This is a genomic window from Halobaculum halobium (assembly GCF_030127145.1).
GTDB lineage: Archaea > Halobacteriota > Halobacteria > Halobacteriales > Haloferacaceae > Halobaculum > Halobaculum halobium.
The window spans coordinates 1,284,837-1,302,288 of sequence record NZ_CP126158.1 but is presented as its reverse complement, the minus strand read 5'-3'; the positions used below and the strand labels follow the sequence as shown (position 1 = coordinate 1,302,288).

Genomic DNA, 17,452 nt, shown 5'->3' with positions numbered 1-17,452 from the left:
CCGGCCGCGTCGTCACCAGCCGATCAATCCCCCGCCGTCGTCTCGGCATCCGCGTCCCTTCCCTCGTCGGCGGCGTCGACCCGCTCCCCGCGCAACAGCCGCGCAGCGATGGAGAACGTCTGTTCGCGCGACCGACGCGTCGGGTAGTGGGCGGCCATGTAGCGCGCGGCGGCGACGAGGCAGTCGCGCTGCTCGTCGGTGACGCCGGCGTCGTCGCCGGCGGCCGCGCGTCGGTCGAACTGGCGACACGCCGCCTCGTACGCCTGGAACGTGTGGAAGTTCGTGTCCTCGACCAGCAGGGCGTTGCCCAGCGCGGCCTTCAGCCGGTCGGGGTCGCCGCCGCCGGCGAGGTAATCGGCGACGGCGTCGCCCGCCTGTTGCACCCTCCCCTGCTGCTCGAAGGCCGTCCGGAGCGACTCCAGCGCCGTCTCCGGATCGGCGTCGGGATCGCCCGTCGCTTCGGGCGCCGGCGGCGTGTTGAGGAAGCGGTCGAGGTAGACGTTCACGGCGGCGTCGAACACGCCGCGATACAGCGCGGTCGCGTCCGTCCGCTCGGCCGCGCGGTGAACCGCGTTCGCGAACGTAAACGTGTGGTGGACCGTGTTCCAGTCGGCGAACTCGTTGCTCGTGGCGAACAGCGCGACGCGCTTTGCGGCCGCGAACGACACGGCGCTCGCGAGCTGTTCGACGGTCGCCCCGTCCTCGATCGCCCCCTCCAGCGCGTCGAACACCGTCTCGGGGTCGGCCGCGTGCAGGCGCTCGGTGAAGTCGTCCGGCTCGGTCCACGTCTTCGCCTCGCCGGCGGCGACGAGGTCGTCGAGGCGAGCGAACGACTCCTCGCACATCGTCGCGAGGTCGTCGGGCTGGCGCCACGACGACGTCTCCTCGGCGCGGTCGGCCGTCGCGAGCCCGCGCACGAGCGACGCGAGCACCTCGGCGGTGCGCTCCTCGTCGTCCCACCCAATCAGGTCCAGCGCCTCCGTCGCCTTGTTGACGTAGTCGAACGTGTGGCCCGTGTTCAGGTAGCGGTGGTCGGTCGCCGCGGTGACGAGTAGTTCGGTCAGCTTCTCGGGGTCGTGGCCGGCCGCGACGGCGGTGCGAAGCACGCGCTCGGCGCCGTCGGCGTCGCGCACCTCCACGTTTTCGCGGAACCACGACAGCAGGCGCTCGAACGGCACGTCCGTCGCGGCGAACGCCTCCTGATCGAACTTCGGCGCCTCGCCGTCGCAGTCGCCGGCGACCTCCGTGAGCCCCTGATACAGCGCGCGTTTCCGGTCCGGTTCGTCCAGGTCCGGCAGTCTGTTCGCCAGCGCGACCAGGATGGTGAGCCCGGAGCTCCACCCGTCTGCGCGGTTGCCCACGCCGAAGGTGACGCCGCGCTCGACGACTTCGGCCGGGGGGACGCCCGCGTCGGTGAGCGCGACCGCGGACTTCGCGAGCACGAGTCGGAGGTTCTGTTCGAGGCCGTCGTCGAGGCGCTCGCGCCAGTGGACTCCCGGCGGATCCGAGCGCCGCGGGGCCGGCGAGACGTACACCGTCCCGTCTCGGACGTCCGTCGGGTAGGTGTCCACGTCGTCGGCCCACGGGTCGAACGTGTCGCCGCAAGAGAGCTCGAAGCGCGCGTGGTGCCAGTGGCAGGTGAGCACGCCCTCGTCGACGGTTCCTTCTGTGAGCGGAAAGCCCATGTGCGGACAGCGGTTGTTCACCGCCCGCACCTCCCCCTCGTGGTAGAACAGCGCGATCGGCGTCCCGTCGACGGCGGTCAGCGCGCGGCCCTCTTTGCGGAGGTCGTCGAGGTCGACCGCCTTGCGGTACTCGTCGCGTCCCGCGTCATCGACTGCCATGTTCGGCGAGACGACACGAGCGGGGAAGTAGCTTCTCGGAAGTCGAATTTTGTAAGAACGCGAACAGTTTCGCCGTCGCTAATCGGCGGTGGCGGGCGTCCGCGACCCGTTCTCGGCCATCTCCAGTACGTCGTCGAAGAAGCCCAGCGAGTCGTGCGGGCCCGGATTGGCCTCGGGATGGTACTGCCGGGTGACGACGGCGCACTCGTTACTCGTGAGTCCCTCGGCGGTGTCGTCGTTGACGTTCACCTGCGTCACCTCCAAGTCACCGGGGTCGGCGACCGAGTAGCCGTGGTTCTGTGTCGTCATGACGACCTGGCCGGTCTCCAGGTCGCGCACGGGCTGGTTGACGCCGTGGTGGCCGAAGGCCATCTTCTCGGTGTCGCCGCCGAACGCGCGGGCGACGATCTGCTGGCCGAGGCAGATGCCCGCCAGCGGGACTTCGCCGGCGAACTCCTCGACGAGCGCCTGCGCCGACTCGAAGTTCGCGGGGTCGCCCGGGCCGTTCGAGATGAACAGCACGTCCGGATCGCGTTCCGCGACCGTCTCGGCGTCAACGTCGTACGGGAGCACGTGCACGTCGGCGCCCCGGTCGGTCAGCGAACTCGGGATGGAGCCTTTCATGCCGCAGTCGACCAGCGCCACGTTGCACTCGCCGCCGCCTTCGACGGTGTACGGCTCCTCGGTCGACACCTGCTTGCCGATGTCGAGGTGGTCGGACATCTCGACGCACTGTTCCAGCTCTTCTTTCGCGGCCTCGGGGGTCGCGTCCGGGCCGGCGGCGATGCCGCAGGCCATCGCGCCCTCCTCGCGCACGCTCGTGACGATGTCGCGGGTGTCGAGGTGGTCGACCGCGGGCACGCCCTCCGACTCGAGCCACTCGGCGACGTCGTCGGTGAACTCGCGGGCGATCGCCGCGTTCGGGTGGACGCGATCGGACTCGAATCGCTCGTCTCGGACGCCGTAGTTCCCGATCAACGGGTAGGAGAACGTCAGGACCTGCTCCTCGTAGGAGGGGTCCGTGAGCGACTCCTCGTACCCGGTGTACGCGGTCGTAAAGACCAGTTCACCACGTGTCCGGCCCGGCGCGCGGGCGCGTGCCTCGAAGACACGACCATCGGCCAGGGCGACGTAGGCGTCCGCCATTACGAGTTACACATCCTCTGGCGGCACATAAGTGCGTCGTTCGAAGCTCAGTTACGAAATTCGTAATCTCTTTTGCCGTCCCTCCGGCAAGGGCGTGTATGGACGATCTCGACCGGCGCATTCTGAACCTCCTTCGACGGGACGCCCGGACGCCGTACACGGAGATCGCGGAGGAGGTGGGCACCAGCGAGGGGACGGTGCGAAACCGCGTCGACCGGATGACCAGCGAGGGCGTGATCGAGCGGTTCACGGTCACGACGCGCACGGGGAACGTGAAGGCGATGGTGGAGATCAGCGTCGACATGAACGTCAACACCAGCGCCGTCTCCGAGCGGCTGGCAGACTGGGAGGAAGTCGACTTCGTGTGGCAGGTGTCGGGACAAGAAGACATCGTGCTCATCGTCGACTGCGTGGACACCCGCGCCGTCAACGAACTCATCACGCGCGCCCGCGAACTCGACGAGATCGAGGGGACGAAGACGCGACTCATTCTGGACGAACGGCTCGGCTAGGTCTCGCCCGCCGGGTCACCAGCGGGGGTCCCGTCGCGGTCGACCGAAGCGGTCATGGTCCGCCCTCACGACCCACGGCGTATGAGCACAGAGGACGCCGACGCGAGCGACGCCGCGGCGACCGCGAGCGAGGACTCGGACCACGAGAACGCGCTCCAGGACGTGATCGCCGTCGACAGCGACGACAACCCGCAGGGCACGGTGAACCGGCTGGACGCCCACACGGGCGACGGCATCCGCCACCGCGCGTTCACCTGCCTCGTCTTCGACTCGAACGGCCGCCTCCTGTTGGGCCAGCGCGCGCCCGGCAAGCGCCTGTGGGGCACGTTCTGGGACGGCACGGTCGCCTCTCACCCCGTCGAGGGGCAGACGCAGAAGGAGGCCACACGCGAGCGGCTGGAGGAGGAACTCGGGATCACCCCCGACCAGTACGACGACGTGACGCTCACCGACCGCTTCGAGTACAAGCGCTACTTCGAGAACGCGGGGCTGGAGTGGGAGGTCTGTGCGGTCCTGAAAGTCACGCTGGAGGACGACGCCCTCGACCCCGACGAGGAGGAGATCGCGGGACTGCTGTGGGTCGACTACGAGCACCTCCACGAGCACCCCGAGTGGTACCGGCAACTGCGCCTGTGCCCGTGGTTCGAGATCGCGATGCGGCGCGACTTCGAGTAGGGGTGTGACTGTGTCCGCGGGCCGCTTGCTGGTGCCGGCCGACGTGCGTGAGATCCTCCGCGAGCGCCGCGTCGCGGGCGCGCCCGCGGAGGTGTGCGGCGTCCTTCTCGGGGAACGCGCGGGCGACGCCGACACGGAGCGCGGGGAGCGCGACGCGGATACGGCCGACCGCGTCGCCGAGGCGGTTCCGGTCGCGAACGTCGCCGACGACCCCGAACGTTTCTACGAACTGGACCCTGCGGAGACCGTCGCGGCCATTGAGAACGCTGAGACCCGCGGTCGCGACGTGGTCGGCTTCTACCACAGCCACCCGCGCGGCCCGGCTGAACCCTCCGAAATCGACCACAAGCGCGCGACGTGGACGGGCTACGTCTACGCGATCGTCGCGCCGGAGGAGATCGTCGCGTACCGCTGGACCGGCGAGTCGTTCCGGCCGCTCCGGGTCGAAACGCCGTAATGGCCTGACGTCCTACGCCGGGTATGACCGACAGCGACGCCGACGCGGGTGGCGCGGACGCGCCCGCTCGCGGCGACGACCCCTCGCCGGAGCCGGATCTGTACGACGACCTCTCGGGCCAGGCCGCGCTCGTCACGGGCGCGAACCGCGGCATCGGCGCCGAGATCGCGAGCAACCTCGCCGAGTTGGGCGCGACCGTCTACGCGGGCGTCAGGAGCGTCACCTACGACCTCCCCGACGAGTACGAGCGCGTCACCCTCGACGTGAGTCAGGAGGGCGACATCCAAGACGCGCTGAATCGGATCGGCGAGTCGGAGGACGGACTCGACATCCTGGTCAACAACGCCGGCGTCGGCCACTTCGGGGAGCCGCTGCACGAGGAGCAGACGCACCACGTCGACCACTCCATCTCGGTGAACCTCCGCGGCCCGATGCTGCTGTGCAAGTACGCGATCCCGCCGATGCTGAACACCGAGTCCCCGCGCGTCGTCAACGTCTCATCGGGGATGGGCGCGCTCGGCGAGGAGCAGTCGGGCGGTTCCCCCTCCTATCGCGTGACGAAGACGGGCCTGAACGGGCTCACGAAATATCTCCACGGCGAGTACGCCGAGGATGGACTCATCGCCAACTCGGCGTGTCCCGGCTGGGTCCACACCGAGATGGGCGGCGAGGAGGCGCCGCGAACGCCCGCCGAGGGCGCCGAGACGCCAACGTGGCTCGCGCGCGTTCGCGACGGTCCCGGCGGGCGGTTCTGGCGGGATCGCGAGATCATCGACTGGTGACGGCGTCGGTCATCTGGTGACTGCGTCACTGGCGGCGCCGGCGGCGATGCGTCTCACAGCGGGAGGAGGTCGCGGAACTCCCGAACCTCATCGTCCATGACGCCGTAGGCGGTGACGCGGCGCCCGTTGTGCGAGAAGGCGGTGTACCGCGGGCTGCGAACGCCGACGATCCGATCGATCGGGATCGAGACGTAGTCGTAGCCGTCCGTGCCGGCCTGATCGAAGCCGACGACCCACGGCCACCCCTCGATGACGAACGCCGCCGCGAGCACGACCGGCTCGCCGTCGTCGTAGTACACCTTCGCCGCCGGGTTCTCGTCGGCGATCGGGGCCTCCGATCCCGCAGCACTCGCCCCGGCGATCGTTGCGTGGTCCGGTTCGTCGTCGCTCCCGTGTCGGTCGTTTCCGTCGTCGGCCGGCGCGTCTGTGTCGTCGGTCATGACCTCACCTACGTCGTGGCGGGAGATAATCACGTAGTGAGCCGTGCTCGCTCGGCGCAGCACGTCGTCGGATCTCCCGCGCGTCCGGCGCTATCAAACCGTTTATACCGGTCCGACGGGAACCGCGTGGTATGCCGAGAGAGCAGAAGCAGGTCCGCGAGCTGCAAGAGGGGAGCTACGTGATGATGGAGGACTCCCCCTGCAAGATCAACGCCTACAGCACCGCCAAGCCCGGTAAGCACGGGAGCGCGAAGGCCCGAATCGAGGGCAAAGGCGTGTTCGACGACAAGAAGCGCTCGCTCTCCCAGCCCGTCGACGCGAAGGTCTGGGTGCCGATAATCCAGCGTAAGCAGGGGCAGGTCGTCTCCGTCTCCGGCGACGACGCGCAGGTGATGGACCTGGACACCTACGAGACCTTCACGATGCGCGTGCCCGAGGACGAGGACTTCACGCCCGACCAGAACATCGAGTACCTCGAGTACGAGGGACAGCGGAAGGTCGTCGGGTAACCCATGCGCTTCCCCGGCGCCACCGCCGACCGCGACGGCGCCGACTACGTGCTGACGGGCGCGCCGCTCGACGCGACGACGACGTTCCAGCCGGGGACCCGCTTCGGCCCCGACCGCGTTCGCAAGTTCGCCGCGACGTACGACGACTACGACCGACGGACGGATTCGTTCTTCTCCGACCTCCGCGTCCACGACGCGGGCGACGTGCCCGCGTGGGACGCGCTCGACGAGTATCTCGATCACCTGACCGCCGAACTGCGCGCGGCCGTCATCGACGACGCCGTGCCCCTCATGCTCGGCGGCGAGCACACCGTCACCTGGGCGGGCGTCCGTGCCGCCGCACCCGACGTGCTCGTCACGCTCGACGCGCACCTCGATCTCCGCGACGCCTACGACGGCAACCCGCTGAACCACGCCTGCGTCGTCCGACGGTGTCTCGACGGGCACGACTCGGACGGCGCGGACGACGACCACACCGCCGGCGACGACACGGGCGAGTACCCCACCGTCGACGAGGTGGTCATCCTCGGCGCGCGTACCGGCTCCCCCGAGGAGTGGGAGCGCGCCGATGCACCCGACGTGACCGTCGTCGCGCCCGCGGACGTGACCGACTGGGCTCGCGAGTTCGACGACGGGTTCGGTGACCGCGACGCGTACCTCTCGATCGACATCGACGGTGCGGACCCGGGGTTCGCGCCCGGCACCGGGACGATGGAGCCGTTCGGCCTCTCGCCCCGGGAGATGCGCGAGGCCGTCCGCGCGGTCGCGCCCCACTGCGTCGGCGTCGACGCCGTCGAAGTGAACGACCGCGACGACGGGCAGGCCGCGGCGCTGGCGGGGAAACTGCTGCGCGAGGCGGTGTACTCGCACGCCGCCGCGGACGCGAACTGACGGCTCTCTCGCCGTCGGGATCGTCGCTCGCAGCCGACACGGTGGCTACAAACGGCCGCCCGCCGAACCCACGTGCATGCAGCGATCCGCGTTCGTCGACCGACTCGACGAGAAGCTGAACACCGACGCGTACGCCGACCTCGACGCCTCTCCGAACGGCCTCCAGGTCGGGTCGAAGACCGGGGAGATCGAGACGGTCGCGTTCGCCGTCGACGCCGTCGAGGCGACCGTCGAGACCGCCGTCGACGTGGGCGCCGACGCGCTCGTGACTCACCACGGGATGATCTGGGGGGGCCTCGACCGCGTGACCGGCCGCGAGTACGACCGCATCGAACCCCTCGTCGCGAACGACGTGCCGTTGTACGTCTCGCATCTCCCGCTCGACGGCCACCAGACCCTCGGTAACGCCGCCGGCGTCGCCGACGTGCTCGGCCTCGTCGACCGCGAGCCGTTCGGCCAGGTCGGGCCGGAGTACGTCGGCCAACGCGGGGTCGTCCCCGACGGCTCCTCCGCCGACGACCTCGCGGCGACGCTGGAGGCGGAACTCGATCACGGCGGCGAGGGCGTGCAGGTGCTCGAGTTCGGCCCCGACGAACTCGAGGACGTGGGGATCGTCACGGGCAGCGGGAGCGACTGGCTTCGCGAGGCCGAGGACCTGGGACTCGACGCGCTCGTCACCGGGGAGGCGAAAGCGAAAGCGTACCACGAGGCGCGCGAGGCCGGCGTTTCGGTGTTCCTTGCGGGCCACTACGCGACCGAGACCTTCGGCGTGCGCGCGCTGCAGTCGGTGGCCGACGACTGGGGACTGGAGACGCGCTACATCGACCACCCCACTGGGCTGTGAGCGTCGACATCGGGGGTGGCCTCGGACCGCGGGTTCCTTGACCGGCGAGTCACGGGCGCGACGGCGTCGCGTCGGACCCGCGAACCACGCGGTTCAAGCGCCCCCCGACCGGACGGGGGGACATGAGCGACGAGGGCCACGAGGGGAGCGACGACAGCGACGGCGGCGGCTACCACCCGCCCGAGCGCGAGGCGTTCGATCACGACCCGCTCGGTCACGCGCGGGTCCGCGGCGGCATGACCGTCGGCGAACTGGTCGACCAGTACGGACACGCGGGGATCGGCGCGGAGTCGGTCCACGGCGCGGCGGGCGTGCTCTCGGAGATGTGGGCCGACGACGACTGCACCGTGTTCGTCTCGCTCGCGGGCGCGATGGTGCCGACCGGAATGCGGCGGATCGTCGCGGACCTCATCCGCGACGGCTACGTCGACGCGCTCGTGACGACGGGGGCGAACCTGACCCACGACGCGATCGAGGCGACCGGCGGCAAACACCACCACGGCGAGGAGCGACAGGAGGGCAAGAGCCTCCGCGAGCACGACGAGCAGCTCCGTGACGAGGAGGTCGACCGCATTTACAACGTCTACCTCCCGCAGGAGCACTTCGCGGAGTTCGAGGGGCACCTCCGCGACGAGGTGTTCCCCCCGCTGGCCGAGCGCGACGGCGCCGTCTCCATCGCCGACCTGACCGCCGAGCTGGGCCGCGCGAACGCCGAGGTCAACGAGCGCGAGGACGTCGAGGAGGCCCCCGGCGTCGCCGCCGCCGCGTACGAACACGACGTGCCGGTGTACTGCCCGGCGGTACAGGACTCCGTGCTCGGACTGCAGGCGTGGATGTACAGTCAGACCTCGGACCTGCTGCTCGACGCGCTGGCGGACATGACGCCGCTGACGGACATGGCGTTCGAGGCGGACACCGCGGGCTGTCTGTTGGTCGGCGGCGGCGTGCCGAAGAACTTCACGCTCCAGACGATGCTCGTCACGCCGCGCGCGTACGACTACGCGGTGCAGATAACGATGGACCCGGAGGCGACCGGCGGCCTCTCTGGGGCGACGCTGGAAGAGGCCCGATCGTGGGGGAAGCTGGAGAAGGACGCCCGAAACGCGTCCGTCTACGGCGACGCGACGGTGTTCCTCCCGCTGCTCGTGGCGGCGGCGCGCGAGCGCGTCGAGGCCGAGTAGGACTGGTAGCCGCTACTCGTTGAGCCGTTCTTCTCGTACGTGTCGTTCGAGTTCTGCTGCGGAGTCGAATCCCCTGCCACAGTCGTGACAGAAGACGCGGTCGGAGCCGGTGAGACTCATGTGTGTCAGTCGCATGCTCTCGGAACTGTCTTGAAGGCGGTGGCTCGCGACAATGGTTGCCACGTCGCATCGCTCAGGTTTCACGATCACCGATCGCTCGCCACCCCCAGTCACTCAGGTGTGACGTGGCTGAGTCGGTCTTCCGTCGGCGAGTCCGACGGTCGACGACGGATTCGGTCCCGGCTACGGTGCGAACGACCCGACGGATCGGTCGCGTGCTCGTTCGAGCTATGTGCGTCCGCTTTTATCAGCCCGAGCGGACGCTCGCGCTTCGAACGGCTATCGGAGCGGCCTCCCGCCGCTCACGCCCCTGCTGGGGATCCCCTTCCGACTCACTCGCGTTCGACTCTTGGATCACGTAGCGCTGCCCGACCATCGGGTCCAGGAGGCTGTCGACCGGCGCTCGGTCGTCTCGAAGGACGGGAACGTCGTCCGTCCGGGGCGCGGCGGCGTACGTCCGGATCTCCGCGCCGAGGTCGACGCCCACCTCGCGGCGCTCGTTGCGCGCGAGCAACTGCGCCTCCGAGAGCCGGCTGTCGTTCTTCGTCGCGATCAGCTCGATGTTCTGGACCACGCCGCCGCCGGCGGTCGGGAAGCTGTACACCTGCGGGTACACCTTCGACATGGTGCGGTACTCCGCGCGGTAGAACTGCGAGGCAGGGCCGTTGGCGGCCGAGATGACGTTCGCGAACACGATCCCGTCGTCGTCGAGGCGGTCGTTCGCGAGCGACATGAACTCCCGCGTGGTCAGCTCGAACGGCACCTTGTCCTTCTGGTAGGCGTCGAGCACGATCAGGTCGTACGTGTGGTTCGTCTCACGCAGGAACTGCCGGCCGCCCTGGTTGTGGATGTTCAGCCGCCCGGACTCCTCGACTCGGAAATACTCCTTCGCCGTCGCGATCACAGCCGGATCGATCTCGGCTACGTCGACGGTCACGTTCTCGTACTCGTGGACGAATCGCTTCGGACCGGTGAATCCCCCGCCGCCGATGAACAGCACGCGGTCGATCTCGTCCGGGTCGTCCGCGACGAGATACGGCAGATGGAAGTAGCGAGTGTACTGGAACACGTGCCGGTTCGGCTCCGACAGGTCCATGGCGCTGTGGCGCTGCCCGCCGAGATAGAGGGTTCGGGTGTCCCCGAGGTCGACGACGCGGAGGTTCTGGTACGGCGTCTGCGTCTCGTACACCACTTCTCCCTCGACGGTGTAGCCCGCGGCGCCGGTCGCGACCGACGCGACGAGCAGCAGCGCGACGAAGCCGGTGACGGTCGCGCGCTCGCGCCCGATCGGCCGGCTGATCGCGACCGCCGTCGCGATCGAGAGCGCGCCGAACACCAGCGCGATCTGGTCGATCCCGAGCGAGGGGATCAGGAAGTACGTGGTCGCGAACGCCCCGACGATGCTGCCGACCGTTCCGAGCATGTACACGTGCCCCGACGCCTCGCCCAGCCCCTGCTTGGCGGACAGCTCTGCGGCGTAGGGGCTCACGTAGCCGAGGAGGTACGTCGGCGGGCCGAACAGCAGCGTCACCGCCGGCAGCGATGCGACTCGACCGGGGAGCGGGAAGCCCGAGGTGGCGCGCAACAACACGTCGCCGACGAGGATCAGCCCCGCGACGTAGGCGGCCGTCAGCAGGAACACGCGGGCCATTCGGCCGTTCGTCGCGCGCTCGGCGGCCTGTTTGCCGCCGCGGTGGTAGCCGTAGCTGAGCGCCGCGAGGAACACGCCGATGATCGTGCCCCAGGTGTAGATGCTGCTGCCGAACTGCGGGGCGATCATCCGACCGGCGAGGATCTCCAGGCCCATGCTCGCGACGCCGGAGACGAACACCGCGACCTCCGGCCTGCTCAGTCGGAGGGCGTCGAAGCGGCGGGTCGAACTCATCATCGATGCCACGGGTCGGAGGGGGATAACTGTTTGACGGACGCGGCGTCGCTACGGGTCCGGTCCGTCGCTCGCCAGGAGAAACGCACTTGCGTCACGGCGGGGAAGGTGTGGATGGCCGATGACGAGGCGACCGCTCCGAGCCCGGGTGGCTCCGGTGCGACGACGAGCCCTATGAGTGCCGAGGCCGAACTATTACCGACTCTTTAGCTCGACCGTTTATCGCGGTGATTTAAAAAGATAGCAAAATCGACTAATGAAATCTATCGCCTCAAGGTCAGATCAGACGAATTTCAACAGAGTCAAAAATCTCCGTATTACAACTCAGCTACGCGCTCATCAACATGAATCGCGTATTGTAGTCCTCTCTGACCAACTCTTCGACGTTTGGTCTGATCGTCTCGAACTCATCGTCGATCACGCTGAAGCTTAGTGAATCTATGATCTCAGTGATCAGTTCGGCCTTACGATCGACAGCACGCTCGTAGTTCCACCATTTGTTGAACTCTGTAACTATCTTAGCTGCGTCGGGGTCCGTCTCATCATCCGGCAAGTCGATCCGAGACAACTCATTCAGCGACCTCCCATCAATCGCTCCTCCCTCAGAGAAGAATTCGTTGACGACATTGGTGAGGTCTTTGGCGTGCTCGCTGTGATATTCTCGGAGTTTCACCGAAAACAGCCGATTCTTGATTGACTGGTTCAGCTTGGAGTCCAAGAGCATCATATTGCCCAGGTCTCGGACGAAGTTCTCCTGAATGGAGGAAACGACCCGCTCTACAACTTCAGATCCGTCTGAGTCGGAGTCTATCTCAGCAGCTTTGTGTCTACGGAGAAGGTCAATACGACCTTCCAAAGGCTTGTCTCTTTCACCACTAAAAAAGAACTCAGGCCACGCATACGGGTTCTGCTTGTACTTCTGGAAGAAGTTCAGTGGGAGAATATGCTCGATATGAACTTCATCTGTGGCGTCAGAGATCCCCGTCTTCGTAATCCCCGTTCGGTTCTCGCGACGATAATACTCGTCTGCGAGTTTCAAGAACAACTGCTTCGTCTGGTTATTCTGCCAGTTACTCTCGGAAATGAGGCTGTCTGCAAAGTCCTCTCCGAATACCTGGCGAGCACCACTGTCGATATTGTCGATGAGTTCTCTGGAGATTTTCTCCACATCGAATTCACTACCGGACCGCTCCAATTCGATGAATTTCTGGGTCGACTTCGGATACGTGCTGTCAACGACGGTCGCGACGTGCGGAGAAATCGCCACACGGAACGTGATATTCTCTACTGTCTTCAGAATATCCCGGAGGAATTCGTTTTGTCCTGGAGTCTCAGTGACCTTTTGATATACGTACATAACGAACGGCCGCCACTGACTGGTTCCGAGGCCATTCAGTCGGCGCAGGATTGACTCACATTCCTCACGGTAGTCCTGATTCAACTGCTTGTCATCGTCCACGAGATCTGCGTTGGTTATCTCACGATACCGTACTGCATACTCCTGTAACTCCTCGAGGAAGTCCCGCGCATCTCCCGGATTTGCGAGGCGCGATTTGATACTCGTTCGGCTGATATTCTTCAGTCGGAACGCCTCAAGCAACTCATTCTTCGCATCAGTGACCGTCTCGAACTCCTTTTCTGTGGCCGCGAAATAGTGTGCAAGGAACTCCTCGACATCGTCAGCGTTTCCACCGAACTCCTGTACGACGGAATCCCATCGACCGATCTGCTTGTCTTGATCGGATTCCCCTTGGAATCGCCCCACGATACGCGCTCGGACTTTGTCCATCTTCGTTAACTCCACTCCACGGTCGTTGAGTGACTGGAACACTTCGATCCGGAGTTCTTGATCGTTGGTCTCGAACAGACACTCGGAAACGCGAAGCGACCTCAAGACGAAGTGGGTCATATTGACCAAAGCACGGACTTCGTGTTCTTCCGTCTCGAACCGTTTGTGGTTGAGGAACTGTTCGATCTTCTCGCCGTAAAAATCGTCTGCGGCTACGAGTTTCTGATGCGATTCGGCGTAGTAACGGAACGAATCTAGAACACCGTTGTCGGTGTCCAATCCAACTTCGCTGTATACTTCCTCATCGACTTCAAACTCTTCAAGAAGTTCTTTCAGCTGGATGGCGTTCGTCTTCCGGCCGTCATATTGATCCATCTTCTCTACTACGGACTTTACCACGTCCTCGTCTTCGCTGAATAGAGCCTCAAAGAACGCATTGTCGTGATCGTTGAGTTGGAGGAATGGTACCTCTTTCGGACCCTGTTGCCGGTAGAGAAGCTCATCAATATAGATATCTCGGACGTGTTCTGCGTAGGAGCTGAGTTCGCCAGAAACTTCTGGAATCTTCTCGTCAAGTTTCTTTCCGAGGTTATGGAGGAGGATTGCGAAAGTCGAGAGTCTCTGCTGTCCGTCAATAACCTCAACATTGTCCTGCTTCGGAGACTTAGCTACGTATACCGTTCCGAAGTACGTGTCTGACGGTTTCTGTCCCGACGTTGATTGCAGCGATAGGATTTCACGGACCGTTTCCCACAGTTCTTCATGTTGATCTTCTGTCCAGCTGTAATTGCGCTGGTACTCGGGGACCTCGAATCTAGCCCCGTCAGTGACTTGTAGTAGCGATCTGTTCCTCAGCGTGATATCCTCCTCAAGCGAGCGGATGAACTGAGTGCTGTCAACAAAATCGATTTCTGAGTATCCACCGATATAATCATCAGCGTCGTATTTGATGATGCCAGTTCCATCCGGATCCCCCGGATATAGGAATACACGCTTAGCGCAGAGCGGAACGTCGTTCTCTTCGGACATTGCAATTATCCCGCGATGGAATCTACATAAACACTCGTGTTACACGACGCCCAAATCTCTCCCGCCGAAGTTGTGACGATGTTACGAGAAACATTGCTGTAACTCTAGGACCGGTATTCTCTCACCATCAAGTTCGCAGTACGGCTCTTCTGCCGACAGGACGAACTGAATATCTCTGCCGAGATATCCGTCAACCTCGATCTGTCGGAGTATATCCAAGTCACCGTACTCCCAGCAAATGATCTGGTCGGCTTCTCGAACCGCACGCTCCGCCACGAAGAGGTCGTGTAGCGAAGGTGTTAGCGCGACTGCCCGATACTCTCCTCCTTTTTCCACGATTGCCTCAATGTCCTCCGTGGAGTCGAAATCCACAATTTGACCGAAGGATCCGCCCGATGATGCATACTCCGTACACCGTGCGATCAGTTCGTGGGAGTTGGACACAGAGACTGTGTTTGCATATCGGGCGCGCTCAATTCTATCTTGGATCGACCCTGCGGCCTCATCTGCGGACTCCTCAATCTCGACGGTTTTGCGCTGAGCTAAGTATTCCCGGTACCATGGGTCCTCAACAACTCGATCGAGGAACCGCTTTAGATCTGATACGAGGGCGTCGAACAGTGCACTCGACTTGTTTCGGACTGTTTCACGGTTCGCAGATAATTCCAGTTCTTGGCAGTTGGCGACAAAAAAGAATCGCGGCGTCTCGTGATCTGACCCAACCACACTAGGGACACGCTCGACTTTGATGTGGTCCTTGGCAAGCCAGATGCCGAATTGCGTTGAGTGTCGCCCGTACGTCGGGAGCTCTTCTCGAGCTTCTTTCCCAGCGACAAAGCCTACAATATCGTACGTAACTTCTCTTCCGTTGACTTCGACTGTCCGCTGACGGTATGGGTAGTGCTTACAAGCGGATTCAATGTCGTCGAGCCTCTGAAGATCTGTTCGCTCTTGAGGGAATTCGAACCGGGACTGCTGGACCAACTCGTTTCTGGTGTCGTCGAACACGTCATCCAACTCTACTCTGATCTCCATCTCGTGTGGGTCTGCAGCAAGCCGATGTGCGAGCGACCCACCGATCGTTTTCCAGTTGATATAGTGGTTGATTCTGTTGTATGTTAACTTCCCAGCACTAAATCCCTCACCGGACCGGAACCCGACAATCTCGATGTTTGTATACGTCTCGTCGACCCCTGTTCCGCTATACAGCGAGTACTCTGGGAGTTCATGACTGTTGAGTTTCTCCCACGGATCTTCCATAACGGCACGATAGCCGACTCCATCCTTTGCCGTGTCTACCTCAACTAGATCACTCTTGTAGTAGATTTTCGTTCCATGACCTTTGTATCCGATACTGTCTTCCTTAGTTGAGTTTCCGAGATCAAAAAAAGACGTTAGTCCTTCCTCATCCATTCCGTTCCCATCGTCTTGGATCCGGATCCTCGTTCGACCGTCGAAGCGTTGGTCAATTTCGATCGTGACACGACTGGCTTTTGCATCATACGAGTTAGATAAGGCTTCACGGATCAGTTCCAGTGGGTCCTGAAAATCGCTCGCGATCTCCAGAAACTCGTTCACCTCGTTGACCGACGGTTTTCTGTATTCGAGTTGTTCGCTCATCAGAAGTACGACCCCAGCGTCTGGTTGATCACGCGATACGCGAACTTCCTACTTTGCGGGCGGTCCTGGTACGCGTTTTCAAGAAACGTTCGTAGCTGTTCACGGTTCCCTTCAGCTATTGAGCGGCGGAGCCGTTTGACAAATTGTTGTTGAAGTATTAGATTGTGTACTGCAACTGGACCCAAGATGTCCTTCTGGTACTCCGCGTCACCTCGCATTTGTTGACGGAGTGCAGGAGAAGTACATACTGGGCAGTCACAGATATCGAAATCAGCTTCCGCCACGTTCGTGCTAGTAAATAGAGATGTACTGTACTTCCCGTTGATCGCAGAATGGAGGTACGTCGAGGAATCGAATGTGTCCACGCCCAGGGCAATCAATAACGGCATCGCACGTCCCGAGATTCCTAAAACGTGGATCGGTAGATGTGACAGATTCCGTTCTGCGAGAACCGTTTTTAAGCTAGACACGGCGTTAATCAGCCCATTCAAATCGTCTTTTTTCGGGACTAAGCCACCGAATGCGATTCCATCATAAAACTGATCGATAGGCCCAGGGAGTGTCCGTGCTACTGTGTCAAAGAACCGGTCGAGCATCGCCTTTGAGTACCCATGAACGGTCAAGTAGCGCCTTGACCCTTCAGCATCCATGTTCACGAATTCGGCTGCGAAGGAAGCCGTGGCTTCGGTTTTGCTGACGCGGTCACGATACACATCACTTTCCTCGAACGGCAGGTCGAGATTGACAGCGATGTCCGCGCCAAATGCTCGTTGTATCCCATGGATGAGTTTCTGGCTCGTCTCGATTGAAAAATTTGTACCACTAAGCGACCCCTCATTTAGTAGTTTGTAGCCTCCCGAATCGACGAACAGCGCCCCATCGAATTCGGCGAACTCCGGACGGGACTTGACTGGTGTCTCGAGGTACGAGAGGTATCGCTCTCTACTCAATCCGAAATCAGTCAGTGATGCAACTGATGTCATGACACCTCTGAAATATTCGCTATAATCTGTTCCGTTGGCCGCAGGAACTTCGTTTGAGAGGAATTCTTTGACTGTTCGAAATACACCTCCGCCAAAGTGAGTACGCGCGAGTCCCCCACAGTAGAAATTTATTACTGGAAACAAGTGTGGTGTCTCTACTACTGTGTCTCGGCAGTGGAGTTTTCCACTTCTTGCGTCACCAACTCGCGCGGATGTTTCGAAACTGGTCATCAATCTATGTGGGAGAGTTCGTCTTTGACGGTCTCGTGGTCTCCCTGTAAGAGACGTTTGAGATGATGTCCACGTTCACCCAGCCTACCCTGTAGGTAGTGGAATTCTGCTTGAATACCTGACTCGATACCATCGAGCGCCCTGAGATACGGCTGACCGACGTTCACCCACACGTCGGAAAAATCAGAATCACGAACGTACTCATTAAACGATTGAACTATATCTGAATTAAGTTCAGTGGCACGGTTCTGAGTCATTTGTGTATCGTACTTTGTGATCCGGTCTTCCTGAGTAACGAAACCGTGTTTCGCAGAGAGAACTACGACTTCTATGTTCCTCCCAGATTCTGATCGGTTTGCCTCTAAGATTCTGAAGAAGTACCCGTCGTAGAGCTGCTCCGGTGGAACCGGCTTATTGGGGTCGTTTTTGCGTTGCGAACAACCCTGGATCAGCAACTCGGTCATTACGCTTCCGTCGATCCTCCAAGACAAAAGCGTTGCGTGGATAGAGACAG

The 17,452-nt window shown here is 62.8% G+C and carries 16 protein-coding genes; 8 read left to right on the top strand and 8 right to left on the bottom strand.

Features of this window, described 5'->3' with window-relative positions; all coding sequences use genetic code 11:
- Positions 1 to 23 precede the first annotated feature (23 nt).
- Together P0Y41_RS06865 and carA are read right to left on the bottom strand one after the other, a co-directional pair.
- Positions 24 to 1,844, bottom strand: a complete 1,821-nt coding sequence (locus tag P0Y41_RS06865) for a Rieske (2Fe-2S) protein (RefSeq protein WP_284063209.1) — start codon at positions 1,842 to 1,844, stop codon at positions 24 to 26.
- A gap of 78 nt (positions 1,845 to 1,922) precedes the next feature.
- The gene (carA, locus tag P0Y41_RS06860; protein WP_284063208.1) at positions 1,923 to 2,990 is read right to left on the bottom strand and encodes a glutamine-hydrolyzing carbamoyl-phosphate synthase small subunit; all 1,068 of its coding nucleotides are present in this window, start codon (positions 2,988 to 2,990) and stop codon (positions 1,923 to 1,925) included.
- A gap of 98 nt (positions 2,991 to 3,088) precedes the next feature.
- Between carA and P0Y41_RS06855 the strand changes: the two genes are divergently transcribed.
- The 4 genes from P0Y41_RS06855 (at position 3,089) to P0Y41_RS06840 (ending at position 5,416) form a co-directional block, all read left to right on the top strand.
- Positions 3,089 to 3,502 carry an Lrp/AsnC family transcriptional regulator gene (locus P0Y41_RS06855; protein ID WP_222608684.1) on the top strand — a complete coding sequence of 138 codons (414 nt, stop codon included), beginning with the start codon at positions 3,089 to 3,091 and terminating at the stop codon, positions 3,500 to 3,502.
- Between the two features lie 81 nt (positions 3,503 to 3,583).
- Complete coding sequence (locus P0Y41_RS06850) at positions 3,584 to 4,177, top strand: NUDIX hydrolase (protein ID WP_284063207.1); 594 nt, start codon at positions 3,584 to 3,586, stop codon at positions 4,175 to 4,177.
- Positions 4,178 to 4,181: 4 nt separating this feature from the next.
- Entirely contained in the window at positions 4,182 to 4,634 is a 453-nt protein-coding gene (locus P0Y41_RS06845; protein WP_284063206.1) for a desampylase, read from the top strand.
- 23 nt (positions 4,635 to 4,657) lie between these two features.
- Positions 4,658 to 5,416, top strand: a complete 759-nt coding sequence (locus tag P0Y41_RS06840; protein WP_284063205.1) for an SDR family NAD(P)-dependent oxidoreductase — start codon at positions 4,658 to 4,660, stop codon at positions 5,414 to 5,416.
- A 53-nt stretch (positions 5,417 to 5,469) separates the two neighbouring features.
- Here P0Y41_RS06840 and P0Y41_RS06835 read toward each other — a convergent pair whose 3' ends face one another.
- Positions 5,470 to 5,856: a hypothetical protein gene (locus P0Y41_RS06835; protein WP_284063204.1), complete on the bottom strand. Its 387-nt coding sequence runs from the start codon at positions 5,854 to 5,856 to the stop codon at positions 5,470 to 5,472.
- Between the two features lie 131 nt (positions 5,857 to 5,987).
- Between P0Y41_RS06835 and P0Y41_RS06830 the strand changes: the two genes are divergently transcribed.
- The 4 genes from P0Y41_RS06830 to P0Y41_RS06815 all read left to right on the top strand — a co-directional run bounded on the left by P0Y41_RS06830 (position 5,988) and on the right by P0Y41_RS06815 (position 9,281).
- On the top strand, positions 5,988 to 6,365 hold the full coding sequence (locus tag P0Y41_RS06830) for a translation initiation factor IF-5A (protein WP_284063203.1): 378 nt from the start codon (positions 5,988 to 5,990) through the stop codon (positions 6,363 to 6,365).
- Positions 6,366 to 6,368: 3 nt separating this feature from the next.
- Positions 6,369 to 7,256, top strand: a complete 888-nt coding sequence (locus tag P0Y41_RS06825; protein ID WP_284063202.1) for an arginase family protein — start codon at positions 6,369 to 6,371, stop codon at positions 7,254 to 7,256.
- 76 nt (positions 7,257 to 7,332) lie between these two features.
- On the top strand, positions 7,333 to 8,100 hold the full coding sequence (locus P0Y41_RS06820) for a Nif3-like dinuclear metal center hexameric protein (protein WP_284063201.1): 768 nt from the start codon (positions 7,333 to 7,335) through the stop codon (positions 8,098 to 8,100).
- Between the two features lie 122 nt (positions 8,101 to 8,222).
- Entirely contained in the window at positions 8,223 to 9,281 is a 1,059-nt protein-coding gene (locus P0Y41_RS06815) for a deoxyhypusine synthase (RefSeq protein ID WP_284063200.1), read from the top strand.
- A 367-nt stretch (positions 9,282 to 9,648) separates the two neighbouring features.
- Here the strand turns inward: P0Y41_RS06815 and P0Y41_RS06810 are convergent, their stop codons facing one another.
- The 5 genes from P0Y41_RS06810 to P0Y41_RS06790 form a co-directional block, all read right to left on the bottom strand.
- On the bottom strand, positions 9,649 to 11,286 hold the full coding sequence (locus tag P0Y41_RS06810; RefSeq protein ID WP_284063199.1) for a spermidine synthase: 1,638 nt from the start codon (positions 11,284 to 11,286) through the stop codon (positions 9,649 to 9,651).
- A gap of 328 nt (positions 11,287 to 11,614) precedes the next feature.
- Positions 11,615 to 14,104: a DUF262 domain-containing protein gene (locus P0Y41_RS06805; protein ID WP_284063198.1), complete on the bottom strand. Its 2,490-nt coding sequence runs from the start codon at positions 14,102 to 14,104 to the stop codon at positions 11,615 to 11,617.
- An 81-nt stretch (positions 14,105 to 14,185) separates the two neighbouring features.
- Complete coding sequence (locus P0Y41_RS06800; RefSeq protein WP_284063197.1) at positions 14,186 to 15,724, bottom strand: ATP-binding protein; 1,539 nt, start codon at positions 15,722 to 15,724, stop codon at positions 14,186 to 14,188.
- Positions 15,724 to 16,938 (bottom strand): tRNA-guanine transglycosylase, encoded by a 1,215-nt coding sequence (locus P0Y41_RS06795; RefSeq protein WP_284063196.1) that lies wholly within the window; start codon positions 16,936 to 16,938, stop codon positions 15,724 to 15,726. The genes P0Y41_RS06800 and P0Y41_RS06795 overlap by 1 nt, the downstream gene beginning before the upstream one ends.
- Positions 16,938 to 17,402 carry a DUF6884 domain-containing protein gene (locus P0Y41_RS06790; protein ID WP_284063195.1) on the bottom strand — a complete coding sequence of 155 codons (465 nt, stop codon included), beginning with the start codon at positions 17,400 to 17,402 and terminating at the stop codon, positions 16,938 to 16,940. The genes P0Y41_RS06795 and P0Y41_RS06790 overlap by 1 nt, the downstream gene beginning before the upstream one ends.
- Between the last annotated feature and the right edge of the window lie 50 nt (positions 17,403 to 17,452).

Excerpts from the sequence above, each read along its gene's own strand:
- P0Y41_RS06865 (WP_284063209.1), bottom strand. The coding sequence starts at position 1,844 with ATGGCAGTCGATGACGCGGGACGCGACGAGTACCGCAAGGCGGTCGAC.
- carA (WP_284063208.1), bottom strand. The coding sequence starts at position 2,990 with ATGGCGGACGCCTACGTCGCCCTGGCCGATGGTCGTGTCTTCGAGGCA.
- P0Y41_RS06855 (WP_222608684.1), top strand. The coding sequence starts at position 3,089 with ATGGACGATCTCGACCGGCGCATTCTGAACCTCCTTCGACGGGACGCC.
- P0Y41_RS06850 (WP_284063207.1), top strand. The coding sequence starts at position 3,584 with ATGAGCACAGAGGACGCCGACGCGAGCGACGCCGCGGCGACCGCGAGC.
- P0Y41_RS06840 (WP_284063205.1), top strand. The coding sequence starts at position 4,658 with ATGACCGACAGCGACGCCGACGCGGGTGGCGCGGACGCGCCCGCTCGC.
- P0Y41_RS06835 (WP_284063204.1), bottom strand. The coding sequence starts at position 5,856 with ATGACCGACGACACAGACGCGCCGGCCGACGACGGAAACGACCGACAC.
- P0Y41_RS06830 (WP_284063203.1), top strand. The coding sequence starts at position 5,988 with ATGCCGAGAGAGCAGAAGCAGGTCCGCGAGCTGCAAGAGGGGAGCTAC.
- P0Y41_RS06825 (WP_284063202.1), top strand. The coding sequence starts at position 6,369 with ATGCGCTTCCCCGGCGCCACCGCCGACCGCGACGGCGCCGACTACGTG.
- P0Y41_RS06820 (WP_284063201.1), top strand. The coding sequence starts at position 7,333 with ATGCAGCGATCCGCGTTCGTCGACCGACTCGACGAGAAGCTGAACACC.
- P0Y41_RS06815 (WP_284063200.1), top strand. The coding sequence starts at position 8,223 with ATGAGCGACGAGGGCCACGAGGGGAGCGACGACAGCGACGGCGGCGGC.
- P0Y41_RS06810 (WP_284063199.1), bottom strand. The coding sequence starts at position 11,286 with ATGAGTTCGACCCGCCGCTTCGACGCCCTCCGACTGAGCAGGCCGGAG.
- P0Y41_RS06805 (WP_284063198.1), bottom strand. The coding sequence starts at position 14,104 with ATGTCCGAAGAGAACGACGTTCCGCTCTGCGCTAAGCGTGTATTCCTA.
- P0Y41_RS06800 (WP_284063197.1), bottom strand. The coding sequence starts at position 15,724 with ATGAGCGAACAACTCGAATACAGAAAACCGTCGGTCAACGAGGTGAAC.
- P0Y41_RS06795 (WP_284063196.1), bottom strand. The coding sequence starts at position 16,938 with ATGACCAGTTTCGAAACATCCGCGCGAGTTGGTGACGCAAGAAGTGGA.
- P0Y41_RS06790 (WP_284063195.1), bottom strand. The coding sequence starts at position 17,402 with ATGACCGAGTTGCTGATCCAGGGTTGTTCGCAACGCAAAAACGACCCC.